Annotated in this window: 21 protein-coding genes and 1 tRNA gene; 4 read left to right on the top strand and 18 right to left on the bottom strand. The window is 62.2% G+C overall.

The features are described 5' to 3' along the window. Positions 1-13: 13 nt before the first annotated feature. The 6 genes from CK228_RS28275 to rsfS all read right to left on the bottom strand — a co-directional run bounded on the left by CK228_RS28275 (position 14) and on the right by rsfS (position 5,778). Positions 14-535: an RNA pyrophosphohydrolase gene (locus tag CK228_RS28275; protein WP_095789936.1), complete on the bottom strand. Its 522-nt coding sequence runs from the start codon at positions 533-535 to the stop codon at positions 14-16. Between the two features lie 30 nt (positions 536-565). After that, positions 566-1,747 carry a divergent polysaccharide deacetylase family protein gene (locus CK228_RS28280; protein WP_095789937.1) on the bottom strand — a complete coding sequence of 394 codons (1,182 nt, stop codon included), beginning with the start codon at positions 1,745-1,747 and terminating at the stop codon, positions 566-568. A gap of 190 nt (positions 1,748-1,937) precedes the next feature. Next, positions 1,938-3,269, bottom strand: coding sequence for a S41 family peptidase (locus tag CK228_RS28285; protein WP_095771995.1), 1,332 nt, complete (start codon positions 3,267-3,269; stop codon positions 1,938-1,940). Between the two features lies 1 nt (position 3,270). Further along, positions 3,271-4,626, bottom strand: a complete 1,356-nt coding sequence (locus CK228_RS28290; RefSeq protein WP_095789938.1) for a murein hydrolase activator EnvC — start codon at positions 4,624-4,626, stop codon at positions 3,271-3,273. 206 nt (positions 4,627-4,832) lie between these two features. Continuing rightward, complete coding sequence (rlmH, locus tag CK228_RS28295) at positions 4,833-5,315, bottom strand: 23S rRNA (pseudouridine(1915)-N(3))-methyltransferase RlmH (protein ID WP_095789939.1); 483 nt, start codon at positions 5,313-5,315, stop codon at positions 4,833-4,835. A gap of 85 nt (positions 5,316-5,400) precedes the next feature. Beyond that, on the bottom strand, positions 5,401-5,778 hold the full coding sequence (rsfS, locus tag CK228_RS28305) for a ribosome silencing factor (RefSeq protein ID WP_010912111.1): 378 nt from the start codon (positions 5,776-5,778) through the stop codon (positions 5,401-5,403). 242 nt (positions 5,779-6,020) lie between these two features. Here rsfS and CK228_RS28310 point away from each other — a divergent pair, with 242 nt between their 5' ends. Next, positions 6,021-6,872 carry a mechanosensitive ion channel domain-containing protein gene (locus tag CK228_RS28310; protein ID WP_095771992.1) on the top strand — a complete coding sequence of 284 codons (852 nt, stop codon included), beginning with the start codon at positions 6,021-6,023 and terminating at the stop codon, positions 6,870-6,872. A 55-nt stretch (positions 6,873-6,927) separates the two neighbouring features. Here the strand turns inward: CK228_RS28310 and CK228_RS28315 are convergent, their stop codons facing one another. The 5 genes from CK228_RS28315 to obgE form a co-directional block, all read right to left on the bottom strand. Next, positions 6,928-8,226: an MFS transporter gene (locus CK228_RS28315; RefSeq protein WP_095789940.1), complete on the bottom strand. Its 1,299-nt coding sequence runs from the start codon at positions 8,224-8,226 to the stop codon at positions 6,928-6,930. Positions 8,227-8,327: 101 nt separating this feature from the next. Further along, positions 8,328-8,915, bottom strand: coding sequence for a nicotinate-nucleotide adenylyltransferase (locus CK228_RS28320; protein ID WP_095789941.1), 588 nt, complete (start codon positions 8,913-8,915; stop codon positions 8,328-8,330). A gap of 72 nt (positions 8,916-8,987) precedes the next feature. After that, positions 8,988-10,274: a glutamate-5-semialdehyde dehydrogenase gene (locus CK228_RS28325; RefSeq protein ID WP_095789942.1), complete on the bottom strand. Its 1,287-nt coding sequence runs from the start codon at positions 10,272-10,274 to the stop codon at positions 8,988-8,990. Positions 10,275-10,277: 3 nt separating this feature from the next. Further along, positions 10,278-11,414, bottom strand: coding sequence for a glutamate 5-kinase (gene proB / locus CK228_RS28330; protein WP_095771988.1), 1,137 nt, complete (start codon positions 11,412-11,414; stop codon positions 10,278-10,280). 4 nt (positions 11,415-11,418) lie between these two features. Further along, a complete protein-coding gene (obgE, locus tag CK228_RS28335; protein WP_095789943.1) occupies positions 11,419-12,450 on the bottom strand; it encodes a GTPase ObgE in 1,032 nt (343 codons plus the stop codon). Positions 12,451-12,582: 132 nt separating this feature from the next. On the opposite strand from obgE, the gene CK228_RS28340 reads away from it, so the two are divergent. Continuing rightward, positions 12,583-13,452: an endonuclease/exonuclease/phosphatase family protein gene (locus tag CK228_RS28340; protein ID WP_095789944.1), complete on the top strand. Its 870-nt coding sequence runs from the start codon at positions 12,583-12,585 to the stop codon at positions 13,450-13,452. A gap of 163 nt (positions 13,453-13,615) precedes the next feature. Here the strand turns inward: CK228_RS28340 and CK228_RS28345 are convergent, their stop codons facing one another. The 3 genes from CK228_RS28345 to CK228_RS28355 all read right to left on the bottom strand — a co-directional run bounded on the left by CK228_RS28345 (position 13,616) and on the right by CK228_RS28355 (position 15,363). Next, entirely contained in the window at positions 13,616-14,203 is a 588-nt protein-coding gene (locus CK228_RS28345; RefSeq protein WP_179296072.1) for a GNAT family protein, read from the bottom strand. 120 nt (positions 14,204-14,323) lie between these two features. Next, positions 14,324-14,593: a 50S ribosomal protein L27 gene (gene rpmA, locus CK228_RS28350; protein WP_095771984.1), complete on the bottom strand. Its 270-nt coding sequence runs from the start codon at positions 14,591-14,593 to the stop codon at positions 14,324-14,326. Positions 14,594-14,691: 98 nt separating this feature from the next. After that, the gene (locus CK228_RS28355) at positions 14,692-15,363 is read right to left on the bottom strand and encodes a 50S ribosomal protein L21 (protein ID WP_095789955.1); all 672 of its coding nucleotides are present in this window, start codon (positions 15,361-15,363) and stop codon (positions 14,692-14,694) included. A gap of 416 nt (positions 15,364-15,779) precedes the next feature. On the opposite strand from CK228_RS28355, the gene CK228_RS28360 reads away from it, so the two are divergent. Both CK228_RS28360 and CK228_RS28365 read left to right on the top strand, forming a co-directional pair. After that, positions 15,780-15,869 (top strand) — tRNA-Ser (locus CK228_RS28360). Positions 15,870-15,983: 114 nt separating this feature from the next. Next, positions 15,984-17,306, top strand: coding sequence for an integrase (locus CK228_RS28365; protein ID WP_063169217.1), 1,323 nt, complete (start codon positions 15,984-15,986; stop codon positions 17,304-17,306). Between the two features lie 1,453 nt (positions 17,307-18,759). Here CK228_RS28365 and CK228_RS28370 read toward each other — a convergent pair. From CK228_RS28370 to ccoS, 4 genes are all read right to left on the bottom strand, one after another. Next, positions 18,760-20,661 (bottom strand): EAL domain-containing protein, encoded by a 1,902-nt coding sequence (locus CK228_RS28370; RefSeq protein WP_082826564.1) that lies wholly within the window; start codon positions 20,659-20,661, stop codon positions 18,760-18,762. Between the two features lie 175 nt (positions 20,662-20,836). Next, positions 20,837-22,018, bottom strand: coding sequence for a 5-demethoxyubiquinol-8 5-hydroxylase UbiM (ubiM, locus tag CK228_RS28375; RefSeq protein WP_024502870.1), 1,182 nt, complete (start codon positions 22,016-22,018; stop codon positions 20,837-20,839). Positions 22,019-22,298: 280 nt separating this feature from the next. Then, positions 22,299-22,916: a hypothetical protein gene (locus tag CK228_RS28380; protein ID WP_063169219.1), complete on the bottom strand. Its 618-nt coding sequence runs from the start codon at positions 22,914-22,916 to the stop codon at positions 22,299-22,301. Between the two features lie 728 nt (positions 22,917-23,644). Further along, positions 23,645-23,800 carry a cbb3-type cytochrome oxidase assembly protein CcoS gene (gene ccoS, locus CK228_RS28385; protein WP_081714250.1) on the bottom strand — a complete coding sequence of 52 codons (156 nt, stop codon included), beginning with the start codon at positions 23,798-23,800 and terminating at the stop codon, positions 23,645-23,647. Positions 23,801-23,804: the final 4 nt, after the last annotated feature.

Here is a 23,804-nt window from a genome sequence, read left to right on the forward strand (position 1 = left end):
CCTCGACGCGCGATTACCGCGCCAGATGGCTGAACGCCGCCACCACGTCTTCATAGACCTTGCGCTTGAACGGCACGATCAGGTCGGGCAGGTCCTGCATCGTCCGCCACGACCATTTGTCGAATTCGGCGGTGTGGCCGCCGGGCGGCGGATTGATCTGGATTTCGCTGCTCTCGCCATGGAAGCGGAAGGCGAACCATTTCTGCGTCTGGCCGCGGTACCGGCCCTTGAAGGCAATGCCGACGAGATGGTCCGGCAGGTCGTAATTGATCCAGTCCGGCGCTTCGGCGAGCAGCGAGACGCTGCGCATGCCGGTCTCCTCATAAAGCTCGCGCTCGGCCGCCTGCAACGGTTCCTCACCCTTGTCGATGCCGCCTTGCGGCATTTGCCATAGCTGCGTCGTACCGGCAAATTCGCTGTCGGGTTCGGCAATGCGATGCCCGACCCAGACCAGGCCCTCGCCATTGAGGATCATCAGCCCGACACAGGGACGGTAGGGCAGCGTTTCGCGGTCGACCATTTTCGTCTTCGGCATCAGTCAGTCTCTCCAGCCATCTTGCGATGGCTAACCCTTTTGTGGATCGATCGCCACCGCAGAAATCGGCACGATCTCGATGCCGCGCTTCCTGGCCTCGGCAATCCAGGATGAGACGATGTCGACCGTGAGATCAAAGGCCGAGCCGATGCCGACGGCAGTGCCCTTGGCCCGCGCCGTGGCTTCGAGACCGTCGAGTTTCTTCAGGATGGCGCCGCGATCCTGCACGGCGTCGATCGCCGTATCGCCGGCGACGAAGGGCACGCCGTCCTTCAGCGCCAGGTCGGGCGCCAGGCTGCGCGCCGACGAGCCGTCGTCTATATAGGCGAGACCCCGTTTGCCGAGTTCGGCCATGAATGGCTCCATCGCCGCCGGGTCGGCGGAGAAACGCGCGCCCATATAGTTCATCACGCCGGTATAGTTCGTCGTCCGCGACAGCGCCCAGTGCAAACTCTTGAGGTTCTCCTCGGCGCTCGCCGCCACGGTCAGCGTGTTGCGGCCGGGATTGACGTTGGGATAGTCGAACGGTTCGAGCGGTACCTGCATGACGATCTCGTGGCCGCTGTGCCGGGCGGCTTGCATCCAGCGGCCGATGCTGTTGCCTTGCGGCGCGAAGGCGAGCGTCACTTCCGCCGGCAGCTTGGCGATCGCAGCCTGGGTGCCGGTCTGCGAGACGGCCAACCCGCCGATGACGATCGCCACCCGCGCCCCGCGCCCACCGGACCACGGCCGTGCATAGACGTCGAACGGCCGCCTTCCATCGGCGGAGCGTATCGGCAAGGGTCCGGCGTCGCTGGCTTCGATCAGCGCCTTGTCGGGAAGATGCGCGATCTTCAGGTTCTGCCCGATACCAGACGGATCGCGGATGACGATGGCCGCCTGCGGAGGACCATCGCCCTCCTCCTTCTGCACATGGATGATCTGGGGACCACCGGCCTTGGACGGCGCTTCAACCTTTGGCGCCGCGACCGGGGCCAGAGCGGATGGCGCGGCGGCGGGTGGGCCCGCGGCAGTCACTTTCGGCGTCGAAACGGCGACCTCTTGCGGCTTGCGAAACGGCTTTTCCCTGAGCGCGATCGCGGCCGAGACGCCGACCAGCGCCAGCACGACAACGGTCGACGCGACCACGCCAGTGCTGACCTTGCGGGCAGCGCGCGGCGCCCGGAGCGACTGTCCAAGCGGGCGTTCGATGTCCTTGCCGATATCAGCCAAGCCCTGTCCCCGGACGCATGGTTGCGAAGGCGATCCCTTCGACGACATGCGCGAATTCATCAACCCTGGCGCCCCTGGCGCCGCATCCGGAGGCTTGATCTTGCCTCCCCGAATCAAACTGCCGGAACCTTTCGGTCCCGGCAGCATCGCATTGCTTCGTTCGGGCGGCCAGACCCGGCCGACCAAACCATTACTGGTTGAGCACGGCCTTTTCCGGATTGGGCGGGAAGGCCGGATCGGTCTTCTCGCCGCGCAGCAGCTTCTCGGCAAAGATCAGTTGCAGATCGTCCTTCGGATCCGGCGGCACATAGGCGGCCGAGCCCGAGCCGGTCGCGCTCTCGTCGGCGCCCTTGATGTGGCCCTTGAGATCGGATTCGCCGCGCGTCAGGTCCCTGCCCTGCAGTTCCGGCGGCAGCGGCTGGTCGACCTTGATGTCGGGCGTAATACCCTTGCCTTGGATCGACTTGCCTGACGGCGTGTAATAGAGCGCCGTCGTCAGCCTGAGCGCGCCATTCTCGCCGAGCGGAATGATGGTCTGCACCGAACCCTTGCCGAAGGACTGCGTGCCCACCACCGTGACGCGGCGCAGATCCTGCAGCGCGCCGGCGACGATTTCGGACGCACTGGCCGAGCCGCCATTGACGAGCACGATCATCGGCTTGCCGTTGATGTCGTCGGTCTGCTTCGGCTTGGCGTCGAAGCGGGTGACGTCCTTCGGATCGCGGCCACGCGTCGAGACGATCTCGCCGCGCTTCAGGAAGGCGTCGGACACGCTCACCGCCTGGTCGAGCAGGCCACCCGGATTGAGGCGCAGGTCGAGCACATAGCCCTTGAGCTTGTCGTCCGGCACCTGCTTCTTGATGGTCTCGATGGCGTTCTCGAGGTCGTCATAGGTCTTTTCGGTGAAGGAGGTGATCTTCATGTAGCCGATGTCGTTCTCGACCCGGAACTTGACCGCCTTGACCTTGATGATGTCGCGCACCACCGTCAGCTCGATCGGCTTGTCGGCGCCCTGGCGCAGGATGGTGAGCTTGATCGGCGTGTTGACCAGGCCACGCATCTTTTCGACCGCGTCGTTGAGCGTCAGGCCGCGAACCTCTTCGCCGTCGATCTTGGCGATGTAGTCGCCAGCCAGAACGCCAGCCTTGGCGGCCGGCGTATCGTCGATCGGCGTGATCACCTTGACCAGGTCATTCTCCATGGTGACCTCGATGCCGAGGCCGCCGAACTCGCCCTTGGTCTGCACGCGCATATCCTGCGCCTGTTCGGCATTCATGTAGGAGGAGTGCGGATCGAGAGAGGAAAGCATGCCGTTAATGGCGTTCTCGACCAGCGACTTGTCGTCGGGCGGCGTGACATATTGTGCCCGCACCCGCTCGAAGATGTCGCCGAAGATCGCCAGCTGCTTGTAGGTCTCCGATCCCGCAGCGTTCGCCGACGAGCCAGGAGCACCATAGACAAGGCTCATGGCGGATGCGCCCATCAGCGCACCGGCAAACAGAAGCGACAGTTTCCGCATCATTTCACGTCCTTCCAGAAAAACGGTCCGCCCACCATGGGGTCGGATCGACGGGTTTTCCATCCTTGCGGAACTCGACGTAGAGTTCCGGCGTGGCATTTCCATTCTTCGAAACCGAGGTGCTTGCCACCCGGGCCTCTCCCATCGCACCGACCGGCTCTCCTGCGAGCACTGACTGGCCAGTCACGACGCTGATTCTGCTCATCCCCGCCAGAACGACATGATAACCGTCGCCAGCATTGAGGATCAAGAGTTGACCATAGGAGCGAAACGGCCCCGCATAAAGCACATTCCCATCCGCCGGAGCGGTGACGATGGCTCCCGATTGTGTCGCAAGCATGTCGCCAAGCATCGCCGCGCCATTACCGTCGTCCGCGCCAAACCGGCGTTTGATGCGGCCTGTGACCGGCAGCGCGATCTGCCCCTGCAGCGCCGAAAAGGGCGCGGTCGCGGTGAGCCGGTTGCCTTCGGGAACCGGCAGCGACGCCAACGATGCCGTTTTGTCGCTGTCCGTCTGAACGTCACCCGGCTGGCCCGCGGCGGCTGCCTTTGCGGCATCCGCGGCCTTGCGGACCTTGTCGGCCTGCGCTTCGAGCGAGGCGATCAGGTCCTTCAGGCTGGAGGCCTTGGCCGCCAACTGCGCGGAACGCTGCTGTTCGGCCGCCATTTGCGCCTGCGTATCGGCCTCGAGCTTCTGCTTGGCTTCCAGCAGCATGCCGAGCCGCTTCTTTTCCGCCACCTGCTCGCCGACAGCGTCCGTCAGCCGCGCCCGCTCGGCCTCGATCGAGGCCGTCACCCGGGTCTGCTCCTTGAGGTCGGCCAGCAGGCTGTCGGTCTGCTGGCGCAATTCCGGCACCACGGCGCCGAGCAGGATGGCGCTGCGCACCGACGACAGCGCGTCCTCCGGCTTGACCAGGATCGCCGGCGGCGGGTTGAGCCCCATGCGCTGCAGCGCGCCCAGCACTTCGGCCAGCACATCGCGTCGCGCCATGAGCGAGCCGCGGATTTTCTGTTGCTGGTTCTTCAGCCCTTCCAGCTTGGCGCCGATATCCTCGATGTCCTGGCCAAGCTTCTGCTCGGTCATCGCCGACTGGATCAGCGCGGCGGTAATCGAGGCATGGTCCTTCTTGACCGCGGCGATATCGGCGGCGAGCTTGGCAAGCCGTTCGGACGACAGCGTTATTTCCTTGGAAACCTGCTCGTACTCGGCGCGGCTCTGGTCCGGATCGGGCGCCATGTCGAGCGTGTTTTCGGCCCGCGCCGAGTGGAGCGACAGGAACATCGCCACCGCAGCCATGCCGCAGCGCGCGCGCCAGGAGCCCCCTGTCGGGCCCGTTGTCGATTTCCAGCCCTCAAACATTCGCGATCTATACTATCCGCGGCTTCGTTAACGAACCATCAACCATGTTTGACCAGCCCGTCCCCGAATGGATGTTGCCCCAAGTGGTCCCCGTTTTGGGCAACGACATGCATCAAAACCACAGATTCTCAATCTAGCTCGGCATTGGGGCGGAAATCCGGGCAATGGGCGACGAATCACTGCTGATTGCAACTCTAGCGGCAGGCTCACGCGCGATGATAGGGGTGGCCGGAAAGGATCGTCGCCACTCGGTAGAGTTGCTCCCCCAGCATCACCCGCACCAGCTGATGCGGCCAGGTCAGCGCACCGAACGACAGCACCAGATCGGCCTGGTCGCGCAGCGGTGGATCGTGGCCGTCGGCGCCCCCTATGGCCAGAACCAGCGCCTTGCGCCCACCGTCGCGCAACTGCCCGATGCGATTGGCTAAATCCTGAGAGGAAAGGCTCTTGCCGCGCTCGTCGAGCAGGATCAGCGCCGTGCCCGGCTGCAGCTGCGCCTGCAGTCGGGAGCCTTCGTCACGCTGGCGCTCGATAGCGCTCTGCGCCCGGCCCTCGGTGATCTCGGTTATCCCGGCAAATTCAAGCCCGACCGCCGGCCCGCTCTTGGCGAAGCGCTCGAAATAGCGGTCGGCCAACTCCCGCTCGGGGCCGGCTTTCATTCGGCCCACGGCATGAACTGAAATCTTCATCCTCGCCTCTATAAGCCGCTAATGCATGTCACCCAAAAGTGGGAAGCGGTTTTGGGGCAATGACATGCATCAAAACAAAGGCGGCTTAGTGGAGGGTCTCTTCCTCGAGATCCGGCGCCTGCCACATCTTTTCGAGATTGTAGAATTCGCGGACTTCGGGGCGGAAGACGTGGACGATGATGTCGCCCGAATCGATCAGGACCCAGTCGGCGCCGGACAGCCCTTCGACGCGCGCCGTGCCGAGGCCGGCATCCTTGAGCGCCTTGAGGAGATGGTCGGCGACAGCCGAGACATGCCGGTGCGATCGGCCCGACGCGACGACCATGTAGTCGCCGAGGCTCGATTTCCCCTGAATGTCGATTGAGACGATGTTTTCGGCCTTGGAGTCTTCCAGACTGGCAAGGACTGTGTTGATGGCGCGGGACACGGCGTCGTTTACGCTGATCCCGGCCGGCGAAGGCACGATGTCGGCCTTCTTCCGCAGTGCTGTTCTCAGTGTATTTCCTTTCGCAGCAAGAACAACCAAATCACCCCAAAAGCAGGTGACACCACTTAGATAGGCAGAGTTCCGTTGCAGTTTCAAGACGCAGCCACAACTGACGCGAACTCGCCGATTGCCAGCCTGTTCCATGCGGGGCGCAAAAAAGATCGGAACCCTGGCGTCTGGCATGGGTTATCGGCTGACCGACCAACCGGAATCCCGCCATGCCGATCGACCCGCAAAACACGCTTCTCACAGTCCAGGCCGGCCTGGCGCAGCTCAGTACGCTGATCGTCTCCTATTCCTTCTCGGCTATCGGCGCCATCATCCTGCTGGTGGTCGGCTACATCGTCGCCGGCCTCGCCGAGCGCTCGATCTTTGCCGGCCTCGGCCATATCCACGGTTTCGACGCCACGCTGCGGCATTTCTTTTCCAAGATCGTCCGCTACGCCATCCTGATCCTGGTCGTCATCATGGTGCTCGGCCAATTCGGCGTGCAGACCGCCTCGATCATCGCCGCGATCGGCGCCATCGGCCTGGCCATCGGCCTGGCGCTGCAAGGCACGCTGCAGAACATCGCCGCCGGCATCATGCTTCTGGCGCTGCGGCCGTTCCGCATCGGCGAATCCGTCGAGGTCGGCGCCATTTCAGGGTCGATCGAGGAAATCGGTCTGTTCGCCACCAGGCTCAGGACCGCCGACGGCGTCTACATACTGGCGCCCAATTCGACGCTGTGGAACCAGCCGGTCCGCAACTTTTCGCGCAACGGGGTGCGCCGCTCCGACATCAGCCTGAGCATCGGCTCGTGGAACGACATCGACGGCGCCCAGAAGACATTGCTTGCCCTTGCCGGTGCCGACAAGCGCATCCGTCGTGAACCGGCGCCGATCGCCTTCGTGGCCAGCCTCGGTGATACGACCGTTTCGCTTACCTTGCGCTATTGGACCTCGGCGGCCGACTATTTCTCCACGAATATCGACATGACGAAGCGCGCAAAGCAGGCTTTCGACAGCGAGGGCATCTCCATCCCGCTGCCGCCGCCGGAAGCGCCTGCACAAGAGACCCGTAAGCAGTAAGCAGCCGCGAGGCGTCCAGAGCGCTTTTCCCCCCGGCCGTGCGAAGGAAACCGGTTCAGTCCTTGGTCCGGCCTGCGGTCTCGTCCGGCGCATAAGCGAGTTCGACCGGCAGCGGCGCCTGTGCCGTCATCGGCGCGAAGCTGCCGGTGTCGGTGGCTGGTACCGCCTGTGTGGTGAACACACGCAACAGCACGAACAGGCAGAAGGCGCAGGCGATGACGACAGTAACATAGATGAAGGCCTGCGTGCCGAAGAGGGCCGACAGCGCCGTGACGATACCCGGCACCACGAACCCGGCCAGCGACCAGGCGAACAGGAGCGAGCTGGACAGCGCCACCATGTCGTCCTTGCCGGCCCGGTCGGCGGCGTGCGCGCTGGACAGCGAATAGATCGATTCCGAGGCGCCGTCCCACAAGACATAGATCACCAGCAGCGCCGGCAGCGCACCGCCGTCGAAACCGAGCGCGAACATGCCGGCCACCGCGGCCAGCGCGGATGCCCCGATCAGCACGTAACGGCGATCGGTGCGGTCGGAAATCCAGCCGAAGGGAAGCTGCAGGATCAATGTGCCGAGCGGCATCACCGAAAGCAGCAACGCCACATCGGCCTGGCTGTAGCCCTTGGCCGTGGCATGGATCGGCGCAAAACCTGAAATCGACATCGACAGGCCGCCGACCGCCAGCATGCCGGCAACGCCGACCGGCGAAATCCGCCATGCCCGGCGCAGCGCCACGGATGCGGCCTGCGGCGCCGGTGGCTGCGCCAGCCGTGTCATGCCGACGGGCAGGATCGACAAAGCGGTGAAGGCAATGCCGATCAACGGCGCTTCCGCGGTTTTGATGTCGACCAGCGCCAGCGTCGCATAGCCGACGCCGAGCCCGGCGACATAGGCGACGTAGAAAAAGGCCATCACCCGGCCGCGTATGGTGTTGGCCACGGCATCGTTCAGCCAGCTCTGCGCGACGATGAACAGGCCGCATATGGCAAAGCCGTAGAGAGCGCGCGCGCCGATCCACGGCACGGGATGCGGACCGGCGCCGATGGCCGCGTTGGACAGCGCGATCAGCGCAGACAGCACCATGAAGGCGCGGGCATGGCCGACCCTGCGCACCAGCGGCCCGGTCAGGATGCAGCCGGCAAGACCGCCGGCCGACAGGCCGGTGACGATCAGCCCGGCCCAGGTCGGATCGAAGCTTTCGACGCCGAGCCGGACCGGGATGTAGGCAAACATCAGCCCGTTGCCGATGGCGATCAGCGCCATCGACACGATGACACTGGCGATCGCGATCAGCGGCGTCGGCGCGCTGCCATGCTCCGGTTCGATTTTGGTATGGTGCTTCACGGGAGTGGCCATGTTCAGACACGATCGCCCATTCGGCGGCGAAAAGCCCCTGCAAAAACGACATCAGCGATCTTCCTTCTCCCGCAAGGGAAGAAGGAAGATCCGTGCAAGCCCTACCCCTTCGCCATCTTGCGGATCGCGCTTGACGACAGCGATGAGCGCGGGCCGTGGATGAAGGTCCAGGCCGGCGCCTTCATGTGGGCGAGCAGCGGCGCGTCGCCTTCGTCGATGCGGGCATAATCGAAGGTCTTGGCGACCACCGACGACAGGAACGACAGCGTCGCGCCCGGCCGGTCGATGACCGCGATGGGGAAGGTCAGCACGATCTCGCGCCAGCGCTGCCAGTGGTGGAAATCGCGCAGACTGTCCGCGCCCATGATCCAGACGAAGTCGACACCCGGATTGCGCGCCTTGACCAGCGCCAGCGTGTCGGCGGTGTAGCGCACATGATGCGCCGCCTCGAAGGCGGTGATCTTGATCTTCGGGTTCTTGGCGATCTGCTCGGACAGTTGCAGCCGCTCGGCCAGCGGCGCCAATTCCCGCGTGCTCTTCAGCGGATTGCCCGGCGTCACCATCCACCACAGCTGGTCGAGCGCCAGGCGCCTCAGCGCGATCTCGGCGACCAGTGCATGGCCTGCATGCGGCGGATTGAACGAGCCGCCGAACAGGCCGACGGCCAGGCCTTTCTCGGCATGCGGCATTTTCAGGTAGGCGGAGTGCACTGGCGGTCCGGAAGATGCCAGCATCGCCTCAGGCTCTGATAACGAAAAACGTCAAGGCCTCACCTGTCCCGACCCGCGCACGCGATATTTGAACGAGGTCAGCTGCTCGACGCCGACCGGCCCGCGCGCATGCATCTTGCCGGTGGCGATGCCGATCTCGGCGCCCATGCCGAACTCGCCGCCATCGGCGAACTGCGTCGAGGCATTGTGCAGCAGGATCGCCGAATCGATCTCGTTGAAGAACCGCTCCACGGCTTTCGGATCCTCGGCGATAATCGCCTCGGTGTGATGCGAGGAGAAGGTCTCGATATGCTCGATCGCGCCACCGATGCCGTCGACCAGCTTCACCGCGATGATGGCGTCGAGATATTCGGTCACCCAGTCGGCATCGGTCGCCGGCTTGGCGTCGAAAAACACCTTCAGCACCTCTTGATCGGCATGGATCTCGCAGCCGGCGGCGCGGAGCGCATCGAGGATCGGCACCAGATGCGTGGACGCCACCGCGCGGTCGACCAGCAGCGTCTCGGCGGCGCCGCAGACGCCGGTGCGCCGCATCTTGGCGTTGACGGCGATCTTGACCGCCATGTCGAGATCGGCGGAGCGGTCGATGTAGAGGTGGCAGATGCCTTCGAGATGGGCGAAGACCGGCACGCGCGCCTCGCTCTGCACCCGCCCGACCAGGCTTTTGCCGCCGCGTGGGATGATGACGTCGAGCGTGCCGCCGAGCCCCTTCAGCATCTCGCCGACAGCGGCGCGATCGGTGGTCGGCACCAGCTGGATAGCGCCTTCCGGCAGGCCGGCCGCCTTCAGGCCCTCGACCAGGCAGGCATGGATGGCAGCGGACGAATTGAGCGAATCCGAACCGCCGCGCAGGATCACCGGATTGCCTGCCTTGAGGCAGAGCGCACCGGCATCGGCCGTCACGTTCGGGCGGCTCTCATAGATGACGCCGACGACGCCGAGCGGCGTCCGTACGCGCTCGATCCGCAGGCCATTCGGCCGTTCCCATGCGGCGATCACGTCGCCGACCGGATCGTTGAGTTCAGCGATTTCGCGGATGCCGTCGGCCATGGCACGGATGCGCGCCGGATTGAGCTTCAGCCGGTCCATGAAGGAGCCGGAAAGCCCTGACTCCTGGCCATTCGAGATGTCGATGGCGTTGGCGTCGAGAATGTCCTGTTGCCCGGCGACGATCGCCTCTGCCATGGCAAGCAGCGCGGCGTTCTTGGCGGCGGTGGCGGCGATGGCCAGCGGTCGGGCGGCGGCGCGGGCGCGGCGGCCGATATCGGCCATCAGCGCCACGGTGTCATCCCCGGATTTTTCATGCAGCTTCAGCATGGCTCATCCTCCGCTTATGTCGCCTCCCGCGTGACTCACCACGAGATCATCGCGGTGGATCATCGCCGAACGCGCTTCGTAACCGAGCACGGTTTCGATCTCGGCCGTCTTCAGGCCTGCGATCCTTACGGCATCGGCGGCATCATAGGCAACCAGCCCGCGCGCGATCTCGCGGCCCTCGGGCGACAGGATCGCCACCGTATCGCCGCGCGAAAAATTGCCGCTGACCAGTTTGACGCCGGCCGGCAGCAGCGATTTGCCCGATGCCAGCGCACCGACGGCGCCGGCGTCGACCGTCAGCCGGCCTGCCGGTTCGAGCTGGCCGGCGATCCAGGTCTTGTAGCCCTTGACCGGATTGGCGCTCGGCCGGAAGAAGGTGGCGCGTTCCCCGCGCTCGATCGCCATCAGCGGCGACAGCCGCGTGCCCGAGGTGATGATCATCGCCGTGCCGGCGGCGGTGGCGATCTTGCCGGCATCGAGCTTGGTTCGCATGCCGCCGCGCGACAGTTCGGAGGCGGCAGCCCCCGCCATCGCCTCGATGTCTGATGTGATGCGGTCGACCACCGGAATGAACTTGGCTTGGGGGTCGCGCACCGGCGGCGCCGTGTAGAGCCCGTCAATGTCGGAAAGCAGCACCAGAAGGTCGGCGCCCATCATGGTGGCAACGCGCGCGGCCAGCCGGTCATTGTCGCCATAGCGGATTTCTGAGGTGGCCACCGTATCGTTCTCGTTGATGACCGGCACCGCCTTCATCTTGAGCAATGTCGAGATCGTCGCCCGCGCATTGAGATAGCGGCGGCGCTCCTCGGTGTCGCCAAGCGTCAGAAGAATCTGGCCCGATTTCAGCGCGCCCCTGCCGAGCGCATCCGACCAGGCGCCGGCGAGCGCGATCTGCCCGACCGCCGCCGCCGCCTGGCTTTCCTCGAGCTTCAGCGCCCGCTTGCCGAGGCCAAGGATGGTGCGGCCAAGCGCAATGGCGCCGGAGGAGACGACGAGGATTTCGGCGCCACCCTGGGCAAGCACCGCGATGTCGTCGGCGAGCGAGTCCAGCCAGTCGCGCTTCAGGCCGCTCGCCCGGTCGACGAGCAGCGCCGAGCCGATCTTGACGGTGATGCGCCGGTATTTCTTCAGCGACTGCATGGCCTTACTTTTCCCAGCGCGTCTCGACCGGCGCGGCAATCTGCGCCCGCGCCTCGGCAACGACGGCCATCAGCGCCCGAAGCACCGCCTCCACGCCTTCGCCGGTGACGGCGGACAGCAGCATCGGCGCCCGGCCCGCGGCGCGCTTCAGCGAGGCGACCTTCTTCTTGCGTTCATCGGCATCGAGCGTGTCGACCTGGCTGAGCGCCAGGATCTCGACCTTTTCGGTCAGGCCGTGGCCATAGGCCTCGAGCTCGGCGCGCACGGTCTTGTAGGCCTTGCCCGGATTTTCCTCCTGCGCCGAAACCAGGTGCAACAGCACGCGCGTGCGCTCGACATGGCCGAGGAAACGGTCGCCGATGCCGACGCCCTCATGCGCGCCCTCGATGAGGCCCGGAATGTCGGCAATGACGAATTCGCGCGCATCGATGCGCGCGACGCCGAGGCCGGGATGCAGCGTCGTGAAGGGATAATCGGCGATCTTCGGCTTGGCCGCGGTGACGGCAGCCAGGAAGGTCGACTTGCCGGCATTGGGCAGCCCGACCAGCCCGGCATCGGCGATCAGCTTCAGCCGCAGCCAGATGTTGAGTTCTTCGCCGGGAAGGCCGGGATTGGCGCGGCGCGGCGCCTGGTTGGTCGAGGTCTTGAAATGCTGGTTGCCGAAGCCGCCATTGCCGCCCTTGGCGAGCAGGAAGCGCTGGCCGACCACGGTGAGGTCGCAGATCAGCGTCTCATTGTCTTCCTCGAACACCTGCGTTCCTGCCGGCACCTTCAGCGTCACGTCGGCGCCCTTGGCGCCGGTCATGTTGCGGCCCATGCCGTGGACGCCGGTCTTGGCCTTGAAATGCTGCTGGTAGCGATAATCGATCAGCGTGTTCAGCCCGTCGACCGCTTCCAGCCAGACATCGCCGCCGCGGCCGCCATCGCCGCCGTCCGGCCCGCCGAACTCGATGAATTTCTCGCGCCGGAACGACACCGAACCGGCGCCCCCGTCACCCGAGCGGACATAGACCTTGGCTTGATCGAGAAATTTCATGGGATTGCAGTTTCTTTTATTGGCCTTGCGGCATTGCTCTAAACCTTGGGCCTTGCTCTAAACCAAGGCGCGGCCAAGGGCGAGGCCGTTTTGTGACATTGGCCGCGTGGGGTCGGCCGGAGACATGTCGGCATGAAGCTTGTAACCTACAACATCCAGTACGGCATCGGCCTTGATGGACAATACGATGTCGCCCGCATTGCCGACACGGTGCGCGGCGCCGATGTGATCGCGCTGCAGGAGGTCACCCGCAACAATCCAAGGAACGGCGGGCGCGACATGGTCGCCGAGATCGGCGAGGCGCTGCCCGACTATTTCGCCGTCTATGGCAGCAATTTCGAGGCCAATATCGGCTCGCGCATCGAGAACGGCCGCGCCATCACCACCACCTTCCAGCTCGGCAACATGATGCTGTCGAAGACGCCCATTCATCTGTCGCGCAACCTGCTTTTGCCGCGCAGCCGCAGCTTCGAGATGATGAATTTCCAGCGCGGCGCGCTGGAGGCGCTGATCGAGACGCCGCTTGGTTTCATCCGTTTCTATTCCATCCATCTCGATCACCGCAGCCCGGTCGAACGCGCCAGGCAGATCCAGTTCCTGCGCCGGCGCCTTTTGAACTATGCGCTCGAAGGCGGCGCATTGTCCGGCGTCGCCGAGATCGGCCTGCCGGAACTGCCCCATCCCGAGGCCTTTGTCGCCATGGGCGATTTCAACATGCTGGCCGGCTCGCCCGAATATGTCGAACTCGCCGGCCGGCCGGACCATGAATTCGGCATGCCGCTGACCGCCGACTTCGCCGTTGACGCCGCCGTGCGCCTCGATGTCACCGGCGACGATCTCGCCAGCTGGGTCGACCCCAAGGATCCTACCAACACCAGCCGCCACAAGCGCATCGACTACGTCTTCACCAGCGCATCGCTGGCCAGATCGCTGCAGCGCCTGTGGGTCGACCGGCAGGCAACCGGTTCGGACCATCTGCCGGTGTGGGCCGAACTGGGCTGATTCAGTCTTCGGCCTCGCTCCGATGTGTGTTGAGATTCAGGTCAGGCCGCGCCGAGAGTGGTGGCTTCCGAGAACCGGAGCGGAGCGTACTTAAAGTACGTGAGCACCGGAAGCGCAGGAAGCCGCCATTCGCAGGCCGGCCTCACCTGAATATCAGCACACATCAAAAATGCACCCAGTTGCGCAGGCTCGTCCAGGTCTTGCGGTCCAGCCTGTAGCGCTCGACCGGCACCTGGCCGGCGACGATCGAATTCAGCATGCCCTGCCCGGCATACTGGAATCCGCACTTGTGGATCACCCGGCGCGAGGCCGGATTGATGACCCGTGTCGAGGCATGCAGCACCTGGATCGAGGTCCTCTGGAAAGCGAGGTCGACCAGCGCGTGGGCGGCTTCCGTCGCATAGCCGCGCTTCCAGTAGGGTTCGCCGATCCAGTAGCCCAGCTCCAGCCCGCGATCGGTGGTGTTGAGCCCCGCGCAGCCGACGAACGTGTCGGTGCCGGCCAGCGTCATGGCATAGACAATGCCGGCGCGGCGGGACTTGGCCATGGCGAGGAAGGCGCGCGCCTCGGCCTCGCCATAGGGGTGCGGCATGCGCGCCAGCATCTCGGCGACATGGCGGTTGTCGGCAAGCTCGGCCAGCTGCGGAATATCCCGTTCATCAGGAGCCCGCATCACCAGCCGCTCGGTGGCCAGCACCGGGCAGTCTATCGCGTAACTTTCGTCTTCTGAGTCTTCCGCTTCTGCAACCATTTCAAAGTCCTCCAGGCACAAGAAAAAGGGGAGATGGAAACCCATCTCCCCTGATCCTTTTCCTGGCGTTGCCAGACACCGGTTCCCGAGATGGGTGCCGGTGTTCTAGTGCGGAACCGGCTACTCCGCGGCTTTGGCGATCGGATTGACCGATACGTAGGTTCGGCCGTTGGCTTTCTTGTTGAAGGTGACCGCGCCTGATTCGAGCGCGAAAAGCGTATGGTCCGTGCCCATGCCGACATTGACGCCGGGATGCCACGTGGTGCCGCGTTGACGAATGATGATGTTGCCCGGGATGACGGCTTCGCCGCCGAACTTCTTCACGCCCAGACGCTTGGAATGCGAGTCGCGACCGTTGCGCGACGAGCCGCCAGCTTTCTTGTGTGCCATCTAACTAACTCCGTTGCGCCGCAAGGCGCCTAAAAGGCCTTATGAACGCGTTCGCGTTCCGTTTCAAGTCCGATCCGGCGGATGTTTCGCCGGAAAAATTACTTCTTCGCCAGTTCCTTGGCCTGCTCGCGCCAGTCCTTGATCTGGTCGGCGCTGAACGGCATGTGCTCGTCGATCTTGGCGACATCCTTGTCGGTCAGCTTGGCGAGTTGCGCGAAGGTGATGATGCCCTGCTCGTTGAGGTCCTTGGCGGCGACCGGGCCGATGCCCTTGATCACGGTCAGGTCGTCCGGCTCGCCCTTCGGCGCCTTGAACAGCGGCGCGGCGGCCGTCTCGGCCGTCACTTCCGCCTTGGGGGCGGCTTCCTTCTTGGCCTTGGCCTCCTTCGGCGCGGCCTCGGCGGCAACCTCGGCCTTGGCTTCCGCCTTCACGGCGGCCTTCTTGGCCGGCTTGGCGCCACCCAGCAGGATCTCGGCGATCCGCACGGTGGTCAAAAGCTGGCGATGGCCGATCTTGCGGCGCGAATTCTGGCGGCGGCGCTTCTTGAAAGCGATGACCGTGCGGTTCTTGCCCTGCTCGACGACTTCGGCGGTGACCAGAGCGCCATCGACGAACGGCGCGCCGAAAGTGACATTCTCGCCCTCGCCATGCGCGAGCACGTGGCCGATCTCGACGATATCGCCGACATTGGCTTCGACTTTTTCGATCTTCAGAAGATCGTTGGCGGCAACGCGATACTGCTTACCGCCCGTTTTAATGACTGCGAACATTTTTTGCCTTTCGCTGTTCGGTCGGCCTTGATGAACCGCCTGAGGCGAATCGGCCGTCTTTTTGTCAGTCTGCGGGTTCAAAAAACAAGCGGCGCGGAAGAAGCCTCCACGCCGATTGCGCGCTGTCCCTAACCGAAGGTTGCGTCGGAGTCAAGGCAACAGCCGTTGCCGGGACCGTCATTGGCCGGCAAGGACCAGGCATTTCGACATGACCGCCCGGCGTCGCCGTCGCCTGGCGGCGAGGATGCGAGGTTGGCCCATGAAACCGCATCGGCTCGCCTGCAAAGACCTGCCCTGTTTCAGCCGCTTGTCCGGCAGGCTGGATGACAAGCCAAATATCGGTGGATTTGGCCTTGTAACCTGCCCGTTCAGCCGTTATCTAGTGCGCCGCGCCGGCAACGGCCGACCATGACCGCGGAGAGGTGGCAGAGTGGTCGAATGCACCGCACTCGAAATGCGGCATGGGTGCAAGCCCATCGGGGGTTCGAATCCCTCCCTCTCCGCCATTTAGCTTCCATAAAAATCCTTTCCTTTCAAAAGCTTCCTTGTTGCGCTTGACCAGCACGAAGCGAAACATATCTTAGACTGTGTAACAAACTGTGTAACATTAGAGAAAGATAATGCGACGTTCCGCAGCGCCAAAGCCGCATAAACGTGAAGGCATCTGGTATCTCGTCCGCAGGGTGCCGAAGGAATTCGCGGCGTTTGATCGCCGCTGCCTAGTACGCATTTCCACGGGCGTCGCCGTGGCTGACGATCCCCGCGGTGTACGGGCGCGAGATGCAGTGCAAAGCCTCGGCGCGGGGCTGGAGGCGTATTGGCGTAGACTGCGGGAAGGCCAATCCGCCGAGGCGGGGCTGCGTTTCGAAGCCGCGAGGAAGCGCGCGCGGTCATTTGGATTGGCCTATCGCACTAACGAGGAACTAGCAGCGGGGCCGCTCGACGAACTCATGGCCCGTATCAAGCTGCTCCTCGACAAAAAATCGATCGAGGACGCGCAGGACGTCTCGGCCGTCATGGGTGGGGAGAAGCGGCCAGCGGTCCGCCTGAGCGGTCTTATCAAGGAATTCGAGACGATCGAGCAACAGAACTTGCTGACCATGTCGCCCAACCAAATCAAGAAATGGCGTAACCCCAAAAAGCGCGCAGTTGCCAATCTGGTTGGAGTCATTGGCGACAAGGAGATCGCAAGCCTCACTCGGGACGACGCAATCGCGTTCCGCGAGTGGTGGCAAAAGCGGATCGTTGAGGATGGACTTGATATCGGTACGGCCAACAAGGACATCGGCCATGTTTCGAAAATGCTGCGCGTCGTCGATCTGACTCACCAGCTCAAGCTGGAGCCGGTTTTTCGAAACCTGCGTCTTTCCGGCGCCGTCCCCGGGCAACGCGCTGCGTTCACAGCGGAGTTCATTCAGGAGAAGATACTCGCTGAAGGCGCGCTCGACGGACTCAATGACGAAGCCCGCCATCTAATCTATGTGATTGCCGATACCGGACTCAGGCTTTCTGAAGCGGCAAACCTCACCACCGAAACAATCCACCTCGATCGAGAAATCCCGCATGTGCGGGTGCGCCCCAATGGCCGTCGCTTGAAGACCGGTCATTCAGCCCGTGACATTCCCTTGGTTGGCGGCGCACTTGCAGCCATCAAGCTCCATCCGGACGGCTTTCCTCGTTATCGCGACAAGGCCGCGTCACTTTCAGCGCTCGTCAACAAGGTGCTCGCCAGCAAGGAACTTCTGCCGACTTCCGAGCATAGTCTTTATAGCCTGCGACACACTTTCGAGGACCGGCTGACGGCAGTTGAGGCGCCGGAGAAGGTAATTGCTTCTCTGATGGGCCACAAATGGATCCGGCCCAAATACGGCGCGGGACCTTCGTTAGCGCAAAAGCGCGAGTGGCTCCAAAAAATCGCTTTTACCCCGCCCGGGCGAATGTGATTGCGGCGCCATCCAGGCCTTGAGAACCAACCTCACGGCTCCAGCTGTCCGAGCCATTTAGGTTGAGCGTGGCCAGCACGCGCTGCGCTCGCTCGCGATTTCCGAGCTTCCGCCGCATTTGTTCGACCTCGTATTCCAGCCTTTCGAAGGTCGGTATATAGGCATCTCCATGCCGGATGACCAAGTAGGCGGCAACAGCTAGACACCATTCTAGCTCCGTGGCCGATGGATCGGAAAAAGGGGCGACGCCATACCAAGACGAGCAACGCCTCTCGAGGGCTTCCGAACTAGGCAAACGGCCAGCATGTGGCATGGGAAAGAAACCTATGCCTGATCGACGAACCTAAAGTGCTCACGAAGCTTGACCGGTACGCGGGCCATCGGAGGGTTCTGCCTAAAACCGCCAAAAATTTTGAAACACCCATTCATCCGGCTCGAATTCAAAGGGATCGGCGATTTTTGGGTTATGGCTTGCAAGCATAGTTCAGCCCAGACAAGAACGCCTGATATCTTGTCGTGCACTGTCACCCTGCCAAATATGGTGCCGGCGACAACGGCAGTTTGGCGAGCAGAAGAATTCCCGAGACTGAGACGTTCTACGGCTTGGCCCATGTTCGCGCTCCTCCTCGATTGGAGACAGGATGGGCCATATGGAAGCGAATAAAAGGAGGTTGGTGACGAGTCTCGGTAGTGGAGTAGAAACGGGTGGAAAAGCTTGCGCTATTCGCCATCGGCGCCGCTAAGCGCATTTGAGAGAAGGGGCAGCGATCGCCAAGAGATGACGTCCGATCGCAAGCCGGCTAGAAATGCGACAGTGACGCGCCTTTTTTGGCACGACCTTAGCACCCGATCGGGCCTCAGCTGGTCGTCGTTGCGCAGCCGATCGGGTGCGATTTTTATAAAGCTCTCTTGGCTTTAGCTTTGAGAGCCCGTCATCGAGACAAATGCAAGGGAACGGTCCGCCCCCTGGGGACATTCGACATGCCGTGGCAGCTTCCTATGGTGAGCCAGCGCATTCCGATACACGTTTTCCGCGCTCTACCGTTGCTCCAGCACCTGTGCTGAGGCTGAGCGCTTGATCAGGACCCGACCGCTGCTGTTGCGGGATGGTGACTGGGTTGAGGTCGCGAAGACCTTGACCGCGGGTACGTTGTTCATCCCGATGAGCGCTGAGCCGAGAAGCAGCCAAGAACGCTTCCCGTAATCGAATCCTACGGGAACCGCGAAACCAGCGTCCAAAGGACGCAATTCTCCGACGTCGTTCACTCAAGCTCATCTCGCAACTTGAACGCTTGTATGAAGCCGCTGCATGTGCGCCGGTGGACCGGATTGCTGCTATCCAAACCACGTGCTCAGTTTCGCCCCCGTAATAACTCTACCGTCCGAAACGGCTTTCGCGCGTCAGGTCCACCCCACATGAAAGTTCCGCGAGCAGCACGGACGGAGAGGCCGGTCACAACTCCTTCGCGTGCTCTTTTACTACCGAATCAAGTGCCAAATGGAGAGGCACTGCCTTAGAGAACAGGAAGCCCTGCGCGGTTCTGCAGCCAAGCTTGTACAGAGTTTGCCGATCTGCCTCTGTTTCAACGCCCTCGGCCATGACCTCGATCCCGAGCGTCCTACCAAGATCAATCACCGCTTTGACAAGCAGCCGATTCTCCCGGGACTTGGCTAAGCCGCGAACGAAGCCCTGATCTATTTTCACCTTCCTGATCCGACTGTCCTTGAGCGATGCCAACGTCGAAAAACCGGTGCCGAAGTCATCGAGCGCGATAGAAATGCCAGCATGTGAAAGCCGGGCGAGCTTTTCATCCACTCTGTCCGGATCCACTGGGGCTTCTTCGGTAATCTCGATGTCGAACATCGTTGCAGGGAGGTCTTTTGCCGCCAGACCATTAAGAATCATCTCGTCAATATCGCCAGCTTCCAACTCGCACGGTGAAACATTCATCGCCACACGAACATCACGACGGTCAGCTTTGACCAAGCCCTCGATAAGAGCGCAACAGTCGGCGAATACCGTTTGAGTTAGCAGCTGAAGCATTCCAGTTTCGCGTGCCGCTGTCATGATCTCGGGCGGAGAAATGGGACCGTGAAGCGGGTGAGACCATCTTAGCAAGGCTTCAAAACTGACGACGGCTTCAGTTTCGAGTCTTACGATTGGCTGAAACCAAGCGACCAAGCTTCTCATCGTTATCGCCGAATGAAGATCGCGTTCGATTGACTGGCGGCGTTGCAACTCCCGGGCTAGCTCGGCATCGAACAGACAAAATTCATTCCTGCCGCGGCGCTTAGCTGTGTAAAGGGCGATGTCGGCCCGCAACAACATTTCCGTTAGTCCGGGGTTTTCAGCCAAGTAGATTCCTATAGACGCTCCAATGCGGACTGATGCGATCCCAGGATAGGGGCGAGCAAGCTTGGCTATGAGATTGGACGCGAGATTGGTGGGAGAAGGAGAATTCTTTCGCGAAGAAAAAACCAGCACGAATTCATCCCCACCGATGCGGGCGAGCGTTGAGCCCTCCGGTGCTTCTTCCTCTATTCGGCGGGCGATCCTGGCAAGCAGCTCGTCACCCGTTCTGTGACCGTAGGTATCGTTGACAGATTTGAACCCGTCCAGATCAATCAGCATGGCCACAAAGGGTCCATCGGTGTTCTCAAACTGATCGATTGCATGTTCGAGGCCCCGCCTGTTGAGGAGCGCGGTAAGATGGTCCTCCCTGGAATTGCGCTCCATTTCCGCGGCAAGCCGCTCGGCTTGATGTCTCAGGCGGCTCGCGTCACGGAAGCGCGCTTGTCCAACGAACGAGGATCGAACCAGGCCGCCCTCGAAAAGCAGGACGGCAAAAGCCAGAATGTAGTTTTCCGGGGCTCCCTTCGTCAGCAAACATGCGGCGGCAATGAGGAGTGGCGGTGTGATGAAGCATATCGCTGCCGCAGCATATGAGCTGCCGTACGTGACCGCGCCAGCTGAAATGCCCGCCAGAATTATTAGATGCAGCGATGCTTGAGACGTCGTGTATCCAGCCGTTAGGACGGCAAGGAATGACCAGGTGAATCCCGCCAGAAGAGCAAGCCTGCCAAACCAGCGAAGCCGCAGCCAAACCCGTGTCAGATCATCCTGGACTCCGGGTTCCTTCAGCTGATGACGGGCGAGTGCAAGGCGGGCGGCATTTATCGCATTAACGACCGAAAACCAGGCCGCGCCAGCAAGACCGTTCCCGGAAAGGGCCTGCACGGTCAAAATCAGCCCGGACAGCACAATGCTTATCGGCATTGAGACGAAAAGGCCTGCCCTCAGATCAGCGAGCTGGTCCTGAAGGATTCTCGCCTCCAGCGGATCTTCTTTTTCCAAGGCTGGACGGGTCAGCTTGCTTACTCCTGCTTGTCCGCAGCCTATGCAGCCCCCCTGAAGGACGGGTTAATTCTTCAATCGGAGATCAGCGTCGGGGAGCAGGATTACTCCGGTGCATCATGCACTCTCTCATCGCTCGCCCAGCACGCGCAAAAATGCGACTGCTGGTGCAGTATCACCGCTGGAGCTCCGCCGAAATCCCATGCCGGACAAGGGGAACATGTTGGGCAAAGCGAAGCCCCAGATGCCTTGCAAGCCGTGCCGCCAGGTGGTCTCTGGAGTAGAGTCCAACCAATATGTTCGTTGCATGGTAGAGCGGCGCCGCCGACAGGCGCAGCCGCCTTTCGTATATATGCAGCATGTCGGGGTCGCCAACATTGCGGCCGTCGCGGCACGCAGTCATGATTCCACGGGCGAGTTGCTTCTGGCTGCTGAGACCGATGTTGAATCCGTGAGCGGTCACCGGGTGCATGCCGATGGCAGCGTCGCCGATGAGTGCGGCGCTCGGCGCCCGGAATTTGTGCGCCCAGGTCGTGACCAGCGGATAGGTGTGGCGCTTGCTTGCCAAGGTCATTTTTCCAAGGCGCCCTCGACACCGTTTCGTCAACTCCGACAGGAACAAATCATCATCGAAGGCAAGCAGTCTATAGGCCTCGTTTGAGCGCAATGTGAGCAGCAGCGACGACATGCCCTCCGCGAGGGGCAATATCGCTATCGTCTGATGGTGATCGAACCATTCGATGGCGATCTGGTGGTGGGCGCGCTCGTGCCTCACTCGGCAAATCAGCATCGAGTGGCCAAGCCGGTTGATATCGGCGCCGATGCCTAGCAGATCACGCGTGGCGGACAAACGCGAATCCGCGGCAACAACCAGCCGAGCAGTTAAACGCGCGCCATTAGAGAGCGTTACGACTGCTCCTTCTTGGCTGTTTGTTGCATCGACGACCGAGTGGCCGCACAACAGCCGGGCGCGATCCTGCAAGCGGACGATTTTGAACAGCGCCTCGCGGATCCGGCAATTTGGAACCAAAACCCCCAGCGGTTCTCCAGAGTTGCTGGGAGGATCGAAACGAAGAGCGAATGCGCTCGAGCCGTTGAGCACGCGCGCGCCTTGAAGTGCTGATTTGTCCGAAGCCGGGATGACATCCCAGGCGCCGAGCTCGCGAAGGGTTCTGATCGAAGCGTTGGTCAGCGCGATTTCGCGACCATCGAAAGCCGGATTCGCCAGACTATCGAATGTGTTCTGTTCAACAACTGCCACCTTGAGTTCGCTTTGGGCAAGCGACGCAGCGAACGAAAGGCCGACCGGGCCGGCTCCAACGACAACGATGTCAAAATTATCGTCAGAGCCCATCAGCGTGCCGCCATCCGGTCGCCTATCCTCGTGTAACGGTGGAACTGAGCCGAGTGACATGAGCTCCGTGCCCGCCGCATTGCCTAAAGGCGCTGGGCCGGGAGATTCGCATCGATCGGCAACGAAGCACTCAAAGCGCTCAGAGGTGGATGCGGCTAACCGATCCCGCCCTTTCGCCGCGCAGCCGCGCAGATCGCCGCCAGCAAGCGAGACACTCGCGACGCTGGTCAGCGACGGCCGCGCCGCATCGATCGCCACATTCCACCTGGAACCCTTGCGCATACTACTCACGCTCCACGACGTCGAAGCGGGCTCTCTTGCGAGGGTGAGGGTATCGAACGTAGCGCTCTCTCTCGTCATCCCAGCCAAGGTAGCGGAAACTTTTATCCACGACCGCGCATATCTCATCAAGAACCTGCTGCATGGCTTCGATGTCGATGTCCTTGCAATTCAGTCGCCGATAGAGCAAAGCCCACGCGGCGACATAGTCGTCGAAATAGCGCGCGTCACTCGAACCAATGATCAACTTCGGACGGTTGATCGATTTCGAAAACGCACGTCCCAACCCCGATGATGCTCCGCAGCACGTTGACATCACGAGGATCTTCGGCGCTGGATGCGAGCCCTGGAACATTTTTACGAAGTCAGCCCAAAGAAGGCCACTTCGCCCACTGGACGAAGCGATCCCGTCACCATTGCCGTGCCCGGCGATGTGAAGCACGTCGCACTCCGCCTCCATCGCTCGTACTACAGCCTCACCAAATTTCGTTCGGTTCAACGCCATTTGGAGCTCCGCGCGGATGTTGACAGCCTTTAACAAGTGCTGCACGATCGGTCCCTCTTGCCTGTCGGCGAAGTAGTCATTTGCATTGTGGCAGTCGATGATGTGTACGGTGTTCATGGTACTCCAGCCGCTTGTTCGTTCATCGTCGTGACGAGCGGACACCACGCGCGCGGAACCGCGTGACGTGCGCTGGGTTCCGGTACCGTCGCATAGCCTCAAGGCGCGGGCCGGGAATCGGGATGGATCGGCAACGACGCACACAACCCATCAAAGGCGAAAGCTGTTGATCGGCCCCCTGTCCGCGCAAGCCACGCGGATGGTCAGCCAGCAAGCGAGATACACACGACGCCGGTCAGCTAATGGCTGCGCCGTAAGCACAAGGCATGGCCGACCACACGACAGAAAACCCAGAACCGTGAAGGTGCTGATAATGACGACCAATCTTTCCGTAAGTCATGCATTTCTCCGTCGAAGACTGGTCAATAGACCACGCCGATGAGTATGACCCTGATCTGGATCAGCCAGACATGACCAATCGGCACTGGCGGTTCACGGTCAGGTGATCGACCGTGACGTTCCACTTTGGAACCCGTGCGCACATTGCCAAGCTCTCGTCCGGCCACGCGAGGTACTCTCGTGGCATCACACGCCTCATACTGGGTGCAATGGGAGGCAGTCCTTCGCACGACAGAGGCTTTTCACAAATGTAGTGTGCAGCTTAGGTCAAGATGGTCATGGAGCATGGAGCATGGAGCATGGAGCATGGAGCATGGACAGCTTGTTCCCGACCGAGCCGGCTCGACTGACGAGCGCGATCCGCGCATCTTATGCACAGCGGATTGAAATCAGCGTTCCGGTTTGTCGTCCCGATCAATTAGTATCCGCTCGGCGGCTCCGTCGAGATCTTCGTATTGACCGCTTCGCAATGCCCAGACGAAGCCGGACACACCCAGTGCACCCAGAAAAAGGGCCACTGGTATGAGATAGAGCAACGTCGTCACGAGG

Source organism: Mesorhizobium sp. WSM4312, assembly GCF_002294875.1.
Lineage (GTDB): Bacteria > Pseudomonadota > Alphaproteobacteria > Rhizobiales > Rhizobiaceae > Mesorhizobium.